The organism is Arthrobacter sp. Z1-9, assembly GCF_054792695.1.
The window spans coordinates 3,718,479-3,734,775 of record NZ_CP096456.1 but is presented as its reverse complement, the minus strand read 5'-3'; the positions used below and the strand labels follow the sequence as shown (position 1 = coordinate 3,734,775).

Annotated in this window: 12 protein-coding genes and 2 pseudogenes; 6 read left to right on the top strand and 8 right to left on the bottom strand. The window is 60.7% G+C overall.

Features of this window, described 5'->3' with window-relative positions; genetic code table 11:
- Nucleotides 1-127: 127 nt before the first annotated feature.
- From M1D93_RS17345 to M1D93_RS17335, 3 genes are all read right to left on the bottom strand, one after another.
- A complete protein-coding gene (locus tag M1D93_RS17345) occupies nucleotides 128-448 on the bottom strand; it encodes a DMT family transporter (protein WP_461172694.1) in 321 nt (106 codons plus the stop codon).
- Complete coding sequence (locus tag M1D93_RS17340) at nucleotides 445-801, bottom strand: DMT family transporter (RefSeq protein WP_461172693.1); 357 nt, start codon at nucleotides 799-801, stop codon at nucleotides 445-447. The genes M1D93_RS17345 and M1D93_RS17340 overlap by 4 nt, the downstream gene beginning before the upstream one ends.
- A 115-nt stretch (nucleotides 802-916) precedes the next feature.
- Nucleotides 917-1,555 carry an isochorismatase family protein gene (locus M1D93_RS17335; RefSeq protein ID WP_461172692.1) on the bottom strand — a complete coding sequence of 213 codons (639 nt, stop codon included), beginning with the start codon at nucleotides 1,553-1,555 and terminating at the stop codon, nucleotides 917-919.
- 137 nt (nucleotides 1,556-1,692) lie between these two features.
- Between M1D93_RS17335 and M1D93_RS17330 the strand changes: the two genes are divergently transcribed.
- The gene (locus tag M1D93_RS17330) at nucleotides 1,693-2,682 is read left to right on the top strand and encodes a GlxA family transcriptional regulator (RefSeq protein WP_461172691.1); all 990 of its coding nucleotides are present in this window, start codon (nucleotides 1,693-1,695) and stop codon (nucleotides 2,680-2,682) included.
- Between the two features lie 18 nt (nucleotides 2,683-2,700).
- On the opposite strand, the gene M1D93_RS17325 is transcribed toward M1D93_RS17330, so the two are convergent.
- Nucleotides 2,701-2,913, bottom strand: a complete 213-nt coding sequence (locus M1D93_RS17325; RefSeq protein ID WP_461172690.1) for a YegP family protein — start codon at nucleotides 2,911-2,913, stop codon at nucleotides 2,701-2,703.
- Between the two features lie 256 nt (nucleotides 2,914-3,169).
- Here M1D93_RS17325 and M1D93_RS17320 point away from each other — a divergent pair, with 256 nt between their 5' ends.
- From M1D93_RS17320 to M1D93_RS17305, 4 genes and pseudogenes are all read left to right on the top strand, one after another.
- Entirely contained in the window at nucleotides 3,170-4,915 is a 1,746-nt protein-coding gene (locus M1D93_RS17320) for an ABC transporter ATP-binding protein (protein ID WP_461172689.1), read from the top strand.
- Complete coding sequence (locus tag M1D93_RS17315) at nucleotides 4,912-6,948, top strand: ABC transporter ATP-binding protein (protein ID WP_461172688.1); 2,037 nt, start codon at nucleotides 4,912-4,914, stop codon at nucleotides 6,946-6,948. Before M1D93_RS17320 ends, M1D93_RS17315 begins: the two co-directional genes overlap by 4 nt.
- Before the next feature lie 169 nt (nucleotides 6,949-7,117).
- On the top strand, nucleotides 7,118-7,573 hold the full coding sequence (locus M1D93_RS17310) for a hypothetical protein (protein ID WP_461172687.1): 456 nt from the start codon (nucleotides 7,118-7,120) through the stop codon (nucleotides 7,571-7,573).
- 144 nt (nucleotides 7,574-7,717) lie between these two features.
- A pseudogene (locus M1D93_RS17305) lies at nucleotides 7,718-8,375 on the top strand (ABC transporter ATP-binding protein); the annotation flags it as partial.
- Nucleotides 8,376-8,554: 179 nt separating this feature from the next.
- Here the strand turns inward: M1D93_RS17305 and M1D93_RS17300 are convergent.
- The 3 genes from M1D93_RS17300 to M1D93_RS17290 all read right to left on the bottom strand — a co-directional run bounded on the left by M1D93_RS17300 (nucleotide 8,555) and on the right by M1D93_RS17290 (nucleotide 12,379).
- Nucleotides 8,555-8,974, bottom strand: coding sequence for an ASCH domain-containing protein (locus tag M1D93_RS17300; protein WP_461172686.1), 420 nt, complete (start codon nucleotides 8,972-8,974; stop codon nucleotides 8,555-8,557).
- Between the two features lie 5 nt (nucleotides 8,975-8,979).
- The gene (locus M1D93_RS17295) at nucleotides 8,980-10,431 is read right to left on the bottom strand and encodes a GNAT family N-acetyltransferase (RefSeq protein ID WP_461172685.1); all 1,452 of its coding nucleotides are present in this window, start codon (nucleotides 10,429-10,431) and stop codon (nucleotides 8,980-8,982) included.
- A gap of 493 nt (nucleotides 10,432-10,924) precedes the next feature.
- On the bottom strand, nucleotides 10,925-12,379 hold the full coding sequence (locus tag M1D93_RS17290; RefSeq protein ID WP_461172684.1) for a hypothetical protein: 1,455 nt from the start codon (nucleotides 12,377-12,379) through the stop codon (nucleotides 10,925-10,927).
- 45 nt (nucleotides 12,380-12,424) lie between these two features.
- Here M1D93_RS17290 and M1D93_RS17285 point away from each other — a divergent pair.
- Nucleotides 12,425-12,985, top strand: a pseudogene (locus M1D93_RS17285) (homocysteine S-methyltransferase family protein); the annotation flags it as partial.
- Nucleotides 12,986-13,102: 117 nt separating this feature from the next.
- Here the strand turns inward: M1D93_RS17285 and M1D93_RS17280 are convergent.
- Nucleotides 13,103-16,192: a type I restriction endonuclease subunit R gene (locus M1D93_RS17280; RefSeq protein ID WP_461172683.1), complete on the bottom strand. Its 3,090-nt coding sequence runs from the start codon at nucleotides 16,190-16,192 to the stop codon at nucleotides 13,103-13,105.
- Nucleotides 16,193-16,297: the final 105 nt, after the last annotated feature.

Genomic DNA, 16,297 nt, shown 5'->3' with positions numbered 1-16,297 from the left:
GGAAACCCGGGGTGCAGCCTTTTTTGCCCACCTCCCTGTTTCCGGCGGCAAGATGCCCGGCCGCGGATCGACCTGAGTTAGTGCCGTGCCTCCGTGCGCCGGTGGATCTGCATCGGTCACTTCCTGCCTAGTGCGCCGCGCCCAGCTCGATGAGCAGGACACCGCCGATGATGAGCCCCAGCCCGAGCATCATGACGGGCGTGATTGTCTCCTTGAAAAAGACGCGGCTGGCAAGGGCTGTCAGTGCGACGCCGGCCGCGGCCCAGATGCCGTACGCCACTCCGAGGCTCATTCCCTGGTCCAGGGTCAGGGTGAGGAGCGTGAACGCCAGGAAGTACCCGACGCCGACAGGTATGTACCAGCGCCGCTTACCGGTGGATGCGACGCGCAGGAAAAGGGTGGCGGTTACTTCGGTGAGGATTGCCGCCGCCAGCAACAGCCACATCATGAGCCGACCATTTCCTGCGCGGGTTCTTCCGCGGGTTCTTTGTGTGATCCGAGTTCAACGCAGAGCACGCCGGCGATGACCATGGCGACGCCGATCATCATCACCGGGGTCAGCGCCTCACCAAAGATGAGGGCGGCCAGCAGCACCGTGAGTGTCACTCCCAACGCGGCCCAGATACCGTAGGCAACGCCGAGGCCCAGGCCTTTCCGGAGGACTGCTGCGAGGAAACCGAAGGAAGCGGAATAGCCGAGAACAACCACGATGAAGAATGCAGGATTATCCAGGGCCGCTTTCAAGGAGAGTGACGCCGTCACCTCACTCAGGATTGCACCGGCGAGGAGAATCCACTTCATTCAATGAGTCCTTAGAATTGTTGGGCCTGGTTCCCCTGCTGCAACAAAGGAAGTGCTGGTGATGTTCCCGGGCTTCCCGCCCCGGCGAAGACAGCTGGGCAGCCCGGGCAGCTGTTTAGGCTTGGGGAACGAGCTCCGCGCCCGCGATTGCGGAGCTGCCAAGGTCACTCCTTGAGAGGATCTGCCCGGTGTTCAGGGCCCTGGTCCAGGTTTCAGTATCGGCCACGGCTGCCCAATTCGAGTTCAGCAGCGTGAGGAGTGTCGTATGCACCGTCTTTGCATCTGCGAAGCCTGCCTCATTGGCGAGGTTGATAGCGCCGGTAGCGTCTGACAGGACCTCGGTGGTGAAGCCAAGGAACTCCGCCTCCACGGCGGAAGCGAGCACGCAGTTGTTGGTCATGTAGCCCGCCAAGGTGACCGTGTCGACGTCGTGCTTCCGCAGCCATTCGGCCAGGTCCGTGCCGGCGTAGACGGAGCCGTACTGCTTAACCAGCGGCTTCCATGCATCAGTTTTGCGGCGTTCAATCTCGGGGTGCAGTTCGAAGCCTGGCGTGCCGGGCGCAAAGACCGGTGCACCTTCGCCGGCAGAGTGCTGGATGACCGCGACGGGAATGCCCGCGGCGGTGGCGGCATCCACTGCCCGCGCAATCGTGGGCAGGGACTCCTGGTGCGGCGGGTACTGGATTTCGAGGGGGCCGCCAAAGTACTGCTGCTGCACGTCGATGAGGATGAGGGCGCGACGAGGGGTGGTCATGGTTGTTTTCTCCCGGGTGGTGATTTTCAGGCTGCCGATCAGCAACTTCTCTAGTCTTCCCGGTGCCTATCGGCGCCACCAGTGGCACGAAGGCCCATATACGATGGAATCGGGCCAAGCTAGAGGAGAACGCTGGAATGAGGATCGCCGTCTACGCCTTCGATGGCGCAACGATGTTTCACCTCGCTGTTCCACAGATGGTTTTTGACGAGGTGGCCCGTCAAGGCCTTGCCGACTGGAAGACCTTCCTTTTCTCTGACCAGGCAGGCGAGGTTACAACAGCTGAGGGTTACCGGCTGGGCGAGGTGAAGGGGCCCGGGGCAGCTGAAGAGGCCGACGTGGTGGTGGTGCCCTCATGGTTCGACGACGGGCGCGTCCCCAGCGACTCACTGCGCCAGGTGCTCCAAGGGGCGCACGGGCGAGGTGTGCCACTTCTGGGGTTATGCCTTGGCGCGATTCCTTTGGCGGACGCGGGGTTGCTTGCTGGGCGCCGGGCCGTCACGCATTGGCAGGCTTTCGAGTCCCTGGCTGCCAGGCATCCCGATGTCCCGCTTGACCAGTCTGTGCTGTACATCGATCACGGTGACGTGCTCACCTCGGCCGGCACGGCCTCCGCCCTGGACGCCTGCCTGCACCTGGTGCGTGCCCGGCTTGGCGCTGAGGCGGCGAACCAGGTGGCACGCAGCCTTGTCATCGCTCCCCACCGGGAGGGCGGACAGGCGCAGTACATTGAGCATCCCGTGCCGGACCGCTCCACCGATGATCCGGTCTCGCGGCTGCTCGAATGGGCCCTGGGCCACCTGGCTGAACCCCTGACCATCGACCGGCTCGCCGCGCAGGCGCACCTGAGCCGCCGCACCTTTGTCCGCTCCTTCCGGGCAGCAACGGGGACGACGCCGGCCGCATGGATCCGTGCCCGCCGCCTCGACGCAGCCCGGCGGCTGCTCGAAACCACAGATCTTTCAATAGACCAGATCTCCGCCGACTGCGGCTTCGGCAACGCCGTCACCCTCCGGCAGAACTTTGCGGCTGCCTTCTCAACGACGCCAACGGGGTACAGGCGGCGCTTTGACGCGCGGATTGGGACAGCGGGCGCGCCCCGGCCGCTGCATACCGGGGAGTTTTGATAAGGGGCGAGGACGCAATCAGCCGTTCTCAGGGTGGACGGATTTCGAAGAGCTGCACTGGTCGCTGATTAACCCGGTGGCGGCACATTCACGCACATCACGGATGCCCTGAACAGCGGATTCCTTGCTTGGGTACGGGCCCGACACCGCCACGACTGCACCGTCGTGAGACTTGAGCCTGAACGCGTAGGACGCGTGCTCGTCAATAAAGAGTTCGAATTTTCCGGTCATGGTTTACCCCTAAACCCCCGGGGCCTTGACCTCGGGATTATTTTTACCAAATGCAAACGCATCGTTGCGTTTCGGCCCCCCAGCCGCCCGATGTTTCAACGGTAGATGAGAAACCGGTTACTTACTAGTACGGGCGATGGTACTGGTCCGTGTAACCGGCCAAACTTGCCCCACAGCACCCGCCGCGTTCCCAGCCCCCGGACGTAAACTGACCTTCGCACCACACCCCTTGTGGACACTGTGTCAGGAGCCGCCCATGCTCTGGAAACTGCTTGTTGAATACGTCCGGCCGCACCGGAAGCTGCTGGCCGCCGTCGTGGTTTTCCAGCTGGCACAGTCCATCGCGTCCCTGTACCTGCCCACCCTGAACGCGGACATCATCGACGAGGGCGTGGCCAAGGGCAACGTCGGGTACATCCTCAGCCTCGGCGGCGTCATGCTGGGGATCACCCTGCTGCAGATCGTGTGCGCGGTCATCGCGGTGTACTTCGCGGCGAAGGCGGCCATGGGCGTGGGCCGGGACCTCCGGGACGCCATCTTCACAAGGGTGGGGGACTTCTCCGAGCAGGAGGTCACCAAATTCGGCGCACCCAGCCTCATCACAAGGTCCACCAACGACGTCCAGCAGGTCCAGCAGCTGGTCCTCATGTCCGCCACCATGCTGGTCACCGCGCCCATGCTGAGCATCGGCGGGGTGATCATGGCGGTGCGGCAGGACGCGCAGCTGTCCTGGCTGATCGCCGTCGCGGTCCCGGTGCTGTTGATCGGCGTCGGCCTGATCACCGTCCGGATGGTGCCGCTGTTCCGCAAAATGCAGAAGCGGATCGACACCGTGAACCGCGTCCTCCGCGAGCAGCTCACCGGCATCCGCGTGGTGCGCGCCTTCGTCCGCGAGGACATCGAAACCGAGCGCTTCGCCCGCGCCAACGAGGACGTCACGGACACCGCACTGCGCGCCGGCCGGCTCATGGCGCTCGCATTCCCGGTGGTGATGCTGGTCCTGAACGTCTCGTCCGTGGCCGTCATCTGGTTCGGCTCGTTCCGCATCCAGGACGGCTCCATGCAGGTGGGCACGCTCATCGCGTTCCTGAGCTACCTGCTGCAGATCCTGATGTCCGTCATGATGGCCACGTTTATGGCCGTGATGATCCCGCGCGCCGCGGTGTCCGGGGACCGGATCGGGGAGGTGCTGCGGACGGAGTCGAGCGTCCGGCCGCCGCTTCATCCGGTCAGTACGACGGCGGAACAGGACGGCCGCCGCGGCGAGCTGGAAATGCGCGACGTCGGATTCGCCTACCCGGGTGCCGACCAGCCGGTCCTCACCGGGATCAGCTTCACCGCCGGGGCAGGGCAGACGACGGCGATCATCGGCAGCACCGGCGCCGGCAAGACCACCCTGGTGAACCTCATGCCCCGGCTGTTCGACGCCACGGAAGGTTCGGTGCGGATGAACGGCATGGACGTCCGCGAGCTGCACCCGGACCTGCTCTGGGGGCACATCGGCCTGGTCCCGCAGCGGCCCTACCTGTTCAGCGGCACCGTGCGCAGCAACCTGCTCTACGGCAAACCGGACGCCACCGAGGACGAGCTCTGGACCGCGCTGGAGATCGCGCAGGCCCGCGACTTCGTGGAGCGGATGGACGAGGGGCTGGACGCGCCCATCAGCCAGGGCGGCACCAACGTCTCGGGCGGGCAGCGGCAGCGGCTGGCCATCGCCCGGGCCCTGGTGAAACGGCCCGAGCTGTACATCTTCGACGACTCGTTCTCCTCGCTGGACACCGGCACCGACGCCCGCCTCCGCCAGGCCCTCAAGCGCAGCACCGCCGGCGCCACCCTGGTGATCATCGCCCAGCGCGTTTCCAGCATCGTGGACGCGGACCAGATCCTGGTGCTCGACGACGGCAGGATCGTGGGGCGCGGAACGCACCGCGAGCTGCTGGAGACATCTGAAACGTACCGCGAGATCGTCTCCTCCCAGCTGGCAGCGGAGGAGACGGTATGAGCACGCCGCACCGCCCGCCGTCGTCCGCCTCTTCCGGAACCACCGCCGGAACCGCGCCGGGGGCCAAAACGGCAAGTGCCGACGTCGTCCGCATTCCCCGTCCGGCAGGCGGGCCGGGGCGCGGCGGACCGTTCGCGGGGATGAACGTCCCGGCGGAGAAGGCGATGAACTTCTGGCCGTCGGCCAAACGGCTGATGGGGACGCTGCGGCCGGAGAGGGCCTGGCTGCTGCTGGTGTTCGCGACGGCGGTGGCCGGGGTGGCGCTGTCCGTGATCGGGCCGCGGCTGCTGGGGGAGGGCACCAACCTGATCTTCGCCGGCGTGGTGTCTCGGGAACTGCAGGCCGGGGTGAGCAAGGAGCAGGTGATTGCACAGCTGCGGGCGTCCGGGGAGGGGCAGCGCGCGGACATGCTCAGTGCCATGGACCTGGTGCCGGGGCAGGGGATCGACTTCGCGGCGCTGGGCAGTGTGCTGACGTGGGCGCTGGTGCTGTATGTGCTGTCGTCGGCGTTTATGTGGGTGCAGGCGTATGTCCTGAACGGGGTGGTGCAGCGGACGGTATTCGGGCTGCGGGAGCGGATCGAGGCGAAGATCAACCGGCTGCCGCTGCGGTATTTCGACTCGATCCAGCGCGGCGAGCTGCTCAGCCGGGTCACGAACGACGTGGACAACATTTCCCAGAGCCTGCAGCAGACCATCAGCCAGGCGGTCACGTCGGTGCTGACCGTGGTGGGCGTGCTGGTGATGATGGTGATCCTTTCGCCCACGCTGGCGCTGATCGCGCTGGTGACCATTCCGCTGACGCTGGGGCTGACGGCGCTGATCGCCAAACGTTCGCAGAAGCTGTTTGTGGCGCAGTGGAAGCACACCGGCGAGCTGAACGGGCAGATTGAGGAAACGTACACCGGGCATGCGCTGGTGAAGGTGTTCGGGCGGCAGCAGGAGGTGGGGGAGCGGTTCCGGCAGAAGAACGCGGAGCTGTACTCGGCCAGTTTTGGCGCTCAGTTCATTTCCGGGCTGATCATGCCGGCCATGACGTTCATCGGGAACCTGGTGTACGTGGGGATCGCCGTGGTGGGCGGGCTGCAGGTGGCGTCCGGGGCGATGCAGCTGGGCGACGTGCAGGCGTTCATCCAGTACTCGCGGCAGTTCACCATGCCGCTGGCGCAGCTGGGATCCATGGCGAACGTCCTGCAGTCCGGGGTGGCGTCCGCCGAGCGGGTGTTCTCTTTGTTGGATGAGGACGAGGAGTCCGTTGAGCCTGTTGCTTCTGCTTCTCCTGTGTTTGGGCGGGGGCGGCTGGTGTTCTCTGATGTGTCGTTCTCGTATTCACCGGACCAGCCCTTGATTTCCTCGCTGTCGATGGTGGCGGAGCCGGGGCAGACGGTGGCTATTGTGGGGCCCACCGGGGCGGGCAAGACGACGCTGGTGAACCTGATGATGCGGTTCTACGAGATTGATGCGGGGCGGATAACGCTCGACGGCGTGGACGTCACCTCAGTGCCGCGGCGCGAGCTGCGCTCGCGGATGGGGATGGTGCTGCAGGATACGTGGCTGTTCGCGGGGTCGATCCGGGACAACATTGCGTACGGGCGGCCTGGGGCTACCGAAGCTGAGATTTTGGAGGCCGCGCGGGCGACGTATGTGGACCGGTTCGTGCGGTCGCTGCCCGACGGGTACGACACGCTCCTCGAGGACGAGGGGTCCAACGTGTCCGCGGGGGAGAAGCAGCTGCTGACGATTGCGCGGGCTTTCCTGGCCCGGCCTTCGGTGCTGATCCTGGACGAGGCGACCTCTTCAGTGGACACCCGGACCGAGGTCCTGGTGCAAAAGGCGATGGGTGCACTCCGGTCCGACCGGACTTCTTTTGTGATCGCGCACCGCCTGTCCACGATCCGCGACGCCGACCTCATCCTGGTGATGGAGGCCGGCCAGATCGTGGAGCAGGGGACGCATGCTTCACTACTGGCTGCCGGCGGGGCATATGCGCGGCTGTACGAGGCCCAGTTCGCGGCTCCTGCGGCGGAGGTTTAGATTTCGTCCATGCCCGTTGAGACTGGACCTTGCGCAGACACTCCTCACCAGGAACTAACACTGTGACGCAGTGATGGCCCCAATCGCCAATCAGTTGAGGGCTGCGCGCCGGATCGATTCGATCTCGGCGAGCCTTTGTCACCCGTGATTCTGTTGCTAGTTTGACTGGATGGATGCTGCCACTATCGGCCTAGTCGGGGGCCTTGCCGGCGTGCTACTTGGTGCCTTCCTGACCTATGTTCTAGATCGCAGGAAGGCTGTTTCTTTGAGGCTTCATGAGTCGCGAATAGAGGCCTACAAGCTCTTTGCCACTACGGCCATGGAGTACCGCCGGGCCGTCATGGATCAGTGGTTTGAAGAGCATCAACTGCAAAAGTGGACGGATGACGATGAAGTTCACCGCGCTCGCAGCTCCGCATGGTCTGCCTACTACGGCGTTCGCCTGCTGACGGGAGATAAGCACTTGGGTGAGTCGGGTCGCCAGATTCTGGACAGAATCACGGCGCTGAAGGACGTAGCAAACCGGGAGGAACTGAACCGTCTGGGCGAGGACTGCCGTGATGAGGTAGACAGGTTCGTTGAAGTGGCCCGGGCAGATGTTGAAGTTGCGTCGAAAACTATGTGACAGAACTGTGCCCTGACCCTTTTTGAACCCGAAGGTCAGTCAGTAAGAGTGCTTGCTCTTCTGAACACGTTGCTCTGCCAGGTGGGCTGCCTGAATAGGTTCCCTACTCATCGGAAGGCGCCGTTCTCCTCCCCCTATTGTGGGGAGCCGGGGCAGACGGTGGCGATTGTGGGGCCCACCGGGGCGGGGAAGACCACGCTGGTGAACCTGATGATGCGGTTCTATGAGATTGATGCGGGGCGGATAACCCTCGACGGAGTGGACGTCACCTCGGTGCAGCACCATCCGCGAGCTGCGCTCGCGGATGGTGCTGCAGGATACGTGGCTGTTCGCGGGGACGATCCGGGACAACACCGCGTATGGGCGGCCTAAGGCGACTGAATCTGAAATTTTTGAGGCGGCCCGGGCCACGTACGTGGACCGTTCGTGCGGTCACTGCCGGACGGGTACGACACGCTTCTGGAGGACGAGGGCTCCAGCGTGTCTGCCGGTGAGAAGCAGCTGCAAACGATTGCGCGGGCGTTCCTGACCCGGCCTTCGGTTTTGATCCTGGATGAGGCGACGTCGTCGGTGGACACGCGGACGACGGTGCTGGTGCAGAAGGCGATAAGTGCCCTGCGGTCCGACCGTACTTCTTTTGTCATCACCCACCGCCTGTCCACCACCGCGAAGCCGACCTCATCCTGGGGATGGAGGCCGGCCGGTTCGTGGAGCAGGGGACGCACGCTTCATCGCTGGCTGCCGGCAGGGCTTATGCGAGTTGTACGAGGCCCAGTTCGCGGCGCCGGCGGCGGACGTGTAACTGCCTGCCCATTTTCGGGCTAGTAGGCAAAATAAGATCCTTCACCGCCTTCGAAATCAGTCGCTATGGTTCCAGAAGCGCAATCGAAGTACGCTTGACAAGACCATTGACTTTGGCAGTTCGAGCTGCCAACGCTTTCCGGGTGGTGAACCTCATGGAGCGAGCACAAGGTATAGGCACTATGCCGTAACTAACCCTCTCGATTCAACATAGCTATCAAAGAATTCGGCGGCCTGTTGTTCGGAGAGATATTGAAAACTTTGGGGTGGTCGAGAAATGCCCTCCAGTTGCGAAAGTAACAATGGGCGGTCGAAGCTGGCCGCGGCTCCGACTTTTATTCCTGTTCCAAGGGATCCACTGCTGTAGTACTCAAAAAACCGACTTCTCGAAATTGCGCCATTTTCCGAAAATTTCTTCCAGAGATTTCTAGGCTCGGTCGTCAACTGGCCTTCGACAGCGAACCAGCCAACAAGCGCTCCTACTGGCATCGTCGCATAAATTAGGATGTGGCTTACATCAGGAGCGACAGGCCGCTTCCGAAACTCGACCGTTTTTCGCCCATCGATGATGGCTTGAGCAAACTCTGGGTGAATAGACATCAAAGCTACTCTTCCACGACGGCACGGGCCCACTGCTTCCCCCTCTCGCTTCTCAATTCGGCTATGGACTGCGGCGACCTCTTGAGTACACCTAGTTCCTGGAGCTCGCCCACACTATGAGGCCTCTCCAGTATGGCATTCAGACGGAACCGGATCGCCAAGACGGGCCGGTCACACATGCCTTCGATTTCAGCGCGGGAGAATACTGTCCGTGTGCCAGCGAAAGCTACTACCTGATCAACATCACTGGTCCGAAGCGTCGCTTCCAACACCCCCACGGCGTGAATCGCCTGTTTAGAATGAGTCCTGAGGAAGAAGAGGGCGTCACCAGGCGACAATTTGTTGATGTTTGAGTGGCAGAGGTAGACCTTGCGCACGGCGTTGCCGTAGGTCTGGTCAAAAAGGCTAGGTTGAGGACTCGTTGCCGGGAACAGCATTTCATGCCAGATCGGTATAACGGGTATGAGATATGCCCGCCTAACTAGCATCGCACCTGGCCCGTACTTCCGATTGTATTCAAGCGGATGGTCACATGTTTCAACGTCTAAGTGGGGCGTGAGAATCTTCCCGAACACCTGCTCACCAGGAGACTTCTCACCGAGCGCGTAGAAACCGAACTCTCGCAGAAGCGCAATCAATGGACCGTGGTGCTCCTGAACCTCGACGAAGCACGAGTTGTAGGCGTTAGACCGCGCATGTTCGATGACGGCTCCAAGCAGGAGCTCACCGCGTTTGGCGCCGATGGCAGTATCTGAAATTTTGAATGTGCAAATCTTTAAGACTCGGCCGGGCAGACCGCCGACATCTGGCGAATCAGTCTTCAGAACCGCAAAGCCTGAAACCCGTTCCGTTGAGCCCAAAACGAGACAATGTCGATTTTCAGCCACCACTTTGCTTTGCCACCAGGCATCAAAGCCCGGGTAGCCGACTCGCAAGGAATCAAAAATTGGATCGGACAGGTCGAGTTGGTGGGGACTCACGCTCTCGACCGCATAGTGTTCGATGGGCTCGAAGATGAGAGCCTTGAGACTGACAACAGCGTCAGCCAGAAACATTACCCTGTCTGCCAGTCCGAGATTCTGGGCCCTGCGGTGGATGCCTCGATCTTCGGTAACCAGCCACGTCACAGCATTGCGATCAACGGCAAGCAGATGGGCTGCGTCAACCTTGTCATTGGGCGCCAAGGGCCACCTGTAACCAGCCTTCTCGGCGAAAACACGTCCAATACTCAGGCGGGCTAGGGCTAAATATTTCGATATTTCCCGGAGCCGTCTAGCCCGAAGCTCCGTGTCAGTCGTGCGGACGAAATCGTCGCGAACATTCTCGATGATGCAGGGCGTACCATCCGCAGCAAGAATTAAACGATGCAATGAGGCAGCGAGTACGGAATTAACGTGCTGCCGGTTAGTGTCGCCTTCAATGGCAATAACGATGTTGGCATCCAGTAGTACCTTCATGCCTTGGCCACACTCATCATTCGTTTACTCTATCTGGACTGGGCCTCAAGGAACTATGAGCATGCATGCTACTCGCTTAATCACCTGGGATTATTTCCCCACACAGGATGGAGCTGAAGCGGCTATCTATCTGCTTAACCTGACCCTATAAACAGCAACAACCGTAGCTCGCCATAGTTTTCCAGCCGTGCCGGAGACGCTGAAGTCTGGCACAGAGCTGGACCCAAACGGCGTCCCACGCTGCTCAACGATGAGTAAAAACTCAAAAGAGGGGCCTCAGATTCCGCATGGCGCCGGCGGCCCCGGGTCGGCCTTCCGGGATCAGGAGACCTTGCTGCGGAAGAGGGTCTGTCTGATCTCGACCCATAGGAAGTCCTTCCGGTCAACGTTCGAATCGGCAGAACGATCTACTGCTCCCGGAGTCGAGCTGACTAGCGCGGGGATCTCACGAGCTGCTCGCATGGAAACCGAATCACTTACCTTTGGCCGCAGGCTAATCGGAGTCAGATATCGGCAGGAAGACCTTTTCGAAGGTATCTGAAATTAGGCTATTAGTGGGAAACGATTTCAAACCGATCGCATCCAGAATCGCCTGAGAAACGTTCCAGCTTGGGCTCGAGGTGTCATTCGCGACTATCATAAGCGCGCGTCCCACTTCGTCTGGTTCCAGAGTAGCGACATTTTCGATATCTCGAAGGGACAGCGTGAGGATCGGGATCTTCGGCTTCGGAAATTTTTGAACAATACTCGGGTCGTTGGCACGATATAGGGGCTCTGCCGTGACTATCAATCCTATGATCGGTCGATCACTCGGGATATGCGCAAAGTGAAGGTTTTTTTCGGTAATTTCACCAGCATTTCGGTTCAGTTGCTTGTATGCCTTAACTAGGTGCTCTTCGAAGACCTTGGGAAAGGGTTCAGCTCCAGTCTTCGCAGCTAATGCCATGCGTGCCGATTTACATTCTATTAGTATTGTTGCAGTAGGGGTAATAACGAACCAGTCTGAGGACCGGGCGTCACCTGAAGATGTAGGATATGTGAACTCTGGCTCCACGTGGAGTTTACCGGTGTGCTTAAGCTGGAGACCCGTGTACGCCTCAACTCGAGCCCCATAGGCTTTACCAAAATCCTTATCGGCCCATTTTCTCATCCCTCGGTAATACAAGTTTTCGGGATGCATTGCCCTGATGATGAAGTCAGGTTGAGGTGCTATTTGTCCCAGAGTACCTAAATCGATTATTGGTGTCTTAGAAAGAGGGCTGTAAGCGAAGCGTTCCAATGCAAGCGGTATCTCAGCCCTGCTGGAGGCCTCGGACCAATCTTTTTTAGCCTCATCGATTGTGGCGGTCAGAGTGCGAAGTACATTTTGGGCCGATGTTCTTGGCACTGATGACTCGAACTTCTTGTAACCGTCTGCTTCTAGGAACGTGGGGTCAACGAGTCCTCCGCCGTGGAGAGCGCTGACGTAGAACATAAATGAGGCACTGAATGCTTCTTGGATCGAAGCGCCCAAGAGCTCGGTCCAGGCCAAAGGATCGGGTTGCGAGAGGGCTTCCTCAACTTCCGTCTCGCATAGCATCAGGTAACTGCGCGTCAGCTCGTCGCTCACTGGATACTGGTATCTGAATTGCTCGTACATGAATGCTTCCACCAGCGCCCAGACATCATAATCGCCAGCATCTACTGGATCTGAGGCTTCCCAAAAGAGATCCACCAGTTTTTCTAGACCATCGGCATCCGGAAGGTTGTAACGATATTCATTGCCGAAGAGCAGGCTGAGGCGGGCTACTGCGCTGTAAGCAACAGTTGTCTTAAGTCCGGACGTGGTGAGAGATCCCGTCAATAGCGCCTGGCCAGCAATTTGTGAGGTACGTGCGGCAACCGCAGGCAGTAAGACCGATGGGGCGTATCGCCGGACCGTTTGTTTAAACTGAGAGTACCTAGTCATCGAACACCACATTCTCCGCATTGATATTGCTTATATTGTCGTGGGGTGCGTCCAATAAAATCGCTCCTTCAGCTAAAAGCCGAATTTGCGACTCAGCGACGGGTCTCCTGTCATCAATCAGGAAACAGATCGGGCCAATGGGTCATTCGACCAAGGCCAGCAGGGAGGTATCGTCAACTGCGGATCCGACCTCGCTCATGGCACCTCTCGTTGCGTTGGTCCAGGCGTCCCGCTTCGATAGCTGCTAAGCGGCGTACCACTCATGGAGCCACCGCCGGGTTTGGTAAGGGGAACAGGCCTCCTATAGCTGTTGCGTTGTCGTTTGCTTCCTTTAGCTTGATACCGCGTTCGACTAACAGCTTCGCCGTGGGCAGCGTCACTGTGGAAACCAACACCTTGGCGCTAACTGGTCCAACCTCGCCGACTACGCGTCGCACGACCGGATCGATCGCCCGCGAACGCGCCGAAGCGGCAGAAAAAACAGACGGCCGCATGCGCTGGGTCCTCGGCTCCATGGGGCCCGTCACCACGCTCCCCGGCCTCGCCCACACCACCTACGACTGCCTCAAGCAGACCTTCGCCCTGCAGGCCGAGGGCCTCATCGACGGCGGCGCGGACGCCTTCCTCATCGAAACCAGCCAGGACCTCCTGCAGACCACTTCTCCCGCTAAAGAGCTTTCCTTCCGTTCAAGACGATCACCTTTGCCGGTAGTGGGAGGGCTTTCAGGGTGTCTTGGACCCCTGCAATTCCTCGTAGACCAATTCACTAAGCATTTTCAGGAGCGCGTGCATCTTTGTCTTGTCGCCGAGCGCCTGGAGGCTCAGGTTGTAGTGGCTGTCCATCGAGTTCGAGACCGCGTCCGTGACGGCCTTTACCAGATGCGGGCTGCTGCCGAAGTGGTTCCGTGAGTTGTTCTGCGCCTGTTTCTGAAGCGTCTCGTTCTTCACTAGCTCCCTGCGCACTCCCTCGACAAAGTGGGTTACAGCGTCCAGTTCCTCGCCTTCGAATGGAAGGTTTGCCTGCTGGATGATCTCCTCCCACGTCGCGAGAACCGGGTCCTTCGCCTGTCCGGTGCCCACCTCTGTGGGCGGTTTCAAAAGCGCATCCTCGCCGGAGAGCTGCAGCTGGGCCTGTCCCTTGTCCTTGAGCGCGTATTTGGCGAGCACCACCCCGGAGAGGTCCAGTGCCACCTTCGCGTCGTTCACGCGGAGCACCGGAAGGAGATGTTTGTAGTAGATCGAGCGCTTCTCCAGGTCCGTATCAGCGAAGTCGACGATCTGGGAGAGGAAATCATAGGCGCGGACAAACGAGCCGAGATCCTTCCGGAACAGGTCCAGCTCGTCCTGGGCGGCCTTGTTGCCCTCCGCGACCGCGGCGTTGTATCGGGTGTTGAAGCGCGATTTCGCCGGAGCCACCCAGCCGGAGAGCGCGTTGTTGCCTTCCTCGAGGACATAGGACTTCACCAGCCCGTCAACCTCTGACTCCAGGTAAACCTGGGCGGCATCGAGCTTGGCCTGCAGATCGTGCACCACGTTCGGATCGGAAACGCCCTCTAGGGCGGCCTCGCGGAAGTATGGCTGGAAGGACGCCAGGATTTCATCCGGGTCGTTGACGAAATCCAGCACAAACGTCTGGTCCTTGCCCACGGCCGTGCGGTTCAGCCGGGAGAGCGTCTGCACGGCGGAGACACCGGAAAGCTTCTTGTCCACGTACATGGCCACGAGCAGCGGCTGGTCGAAGCCGGTCTGGAACTTGTTGGCCACCAGCATGATTTTGTACTCGTCGGTGGAGAACGCCTCGGGAAGTGTGCGCCCCTTGAGCCCGGGGTTCATGTTGAGCTCGGTAAACGCTTCAGGTCCGGATTCGTTGTCGTTCACTTCGCCAGAGAAGGCGACCATCGTGCCCAAACCCGAATAGCCGGCGTCGAGAATGTATTTGTCGATGGCGAGCTTGTACCGGACGGCTTCCTTGCGGGAGCCGGTGACCACCATCGCCTTGGCCTTGCCGTCCAGCCGCCAGCCGACGTTCGCGCGGAAATGCTCAACGATCACTTGGACTTTTTGGCTGATGTTGTACGGATGCAGCTTCACCCAGTTCATCAGGGATTTCAGCGCTTCGGATTTCTCCACCTGGGCGTCGTCTGACTCATAGTCCCGGCCCTCGTGGGTGAGCCGGTACGCCACTTTGTAGCTGGTGTAGTTCTGCAGCACATCGAGGATGAAGCGCTCCTCGATGGCCTGCTGCATGGAGTACAGATGGAATGGTTGCGGCAGCCCGTCCGGGCCCTTGCGTCCGAACAGTTCAAGCGTCTTGGCCTTGGGGGTGGCGGTGAAGGCGAAGTAACTGATGTTCTTGGCATCGGCGCGCTCAGCCATTTCGGCTGCCAGATAGCTTTCTACGTCGAACTCGCCGCCGTCGTTCACGTCCGCCAGTTCTTCGGCGGAGAGGACTTTCTTGAGCTTGTTCGCAGTGGAACCGGTCTGCGAGGAGTGCGCCTCATCCGCAATGATGGCGAAGTTCCGGCCATTCAGGGCCTGGGATTCGGCGATGGCCTTCAGTGCGAACGGGAAGGTCTGGATGGTGACGATGATGATCGGTGTCCGTGCCGCCAGAGCGGCGGTAAGTTCGGCGGACTTCGAGCCGGCGTTGCCCCGGATCGGAACCACGACGCCCGACTTGTGCTCGATCTGGTAGATCGCGTCCTGCAGCTGGGCGTCCAGGACTGTCCGGTCCGTCACGACGATGACGGTGTCGAAAATCTTCTGGTTGTCGGCCCCGTGCAGCGAGCTGAGCTGATGAGCGGTCCAGGCTATCGAGTTGGTTTTACCGGACCCAGCGGAGTGCTGGACCAGGTAGCGGTGGCCGGGACCTTCGGCGCGGGCCGTGTCGACGAGCTTGTTGACCACATCCCACTGGTGGTAGCGGGGGAACAGCAGGGATTTACGGACTTCCCGCTCGCCGGTAACCGGGTTGGTCTTGTCGCTGACCTGCAGGTGAAGGAACTTGCCGATGATGTTCAGCCAGGTGTCGCGCTGCAGGACCTGTTCCCAGAGGTAGCTGGTGGCTGAACCCTTGGGGTTAACCGGGTTACCGGCTTGGCCGTCATGGCCAAGGTTGAAGGGCAGGAAATAGGTGTCCTTGCCCTTGAGCTCGGTGGTCATCTGGATTTCGTCGTTGCTGACGGCGAAGTGCACCAGGGCGCGGCGCCCGAAAGACAGGAGCGGCTCGTCCTTGTTCCTGGCGTTCCGCGGCAGCCGGTCTTTGCGGTACTGCTCGACGGCGTCATTGATGGTCTGTGTGAAGTCCGTCTTAAGCTCTATGGTCGCCACCGGCAGGCCGTTGACGAACAAGACCAGATCGATGCTCTTCAGGGTGTCCACAGTGGAGTAGTGGACCTGCCGTATGACGCGCAGACGCACCTTTTGGTAGCGGTCCAGCGTCTCCGGGTTCAGGCCCATGGCCGGCTTGAACTGGCACATCTCGAACTTCGCGGCGACGTCCTTGAAGCCGGTGCGCAGCACCGCGAGCATGCCGGCTTCCTTGGCCGCGGTCTTGTCCAGGACCTTGCACAGCCGGTCCAGAAGCAGGATCCTGGCGACCTCGTGCTCCGCGGGAGAGTCAGTCGGTTTCACAACCTTGGCCAGCTGCTCCGGCTGGGTATCCGCGAGCCATGCGAAAACGTCCTCGGGGACCAGGGCCCTGCCGGCGTCGTAGAGATCGGCGGCCTTACGGTGTGGTTCGTAAATCCATCCCTCGGCGACGAGGGCCTGACAGATCTCATCCTCGAAGGTCACTTCATTATGCTGCGCCATACACTTTCCCCCCTGAACTGCGATGAAAACGAAGGGAACATTCTCTAGTGAGCCGAATGTTCGTCCTTCGGTTGTCTTCTAAGCTGTTGTGCGAATGATGCTGTC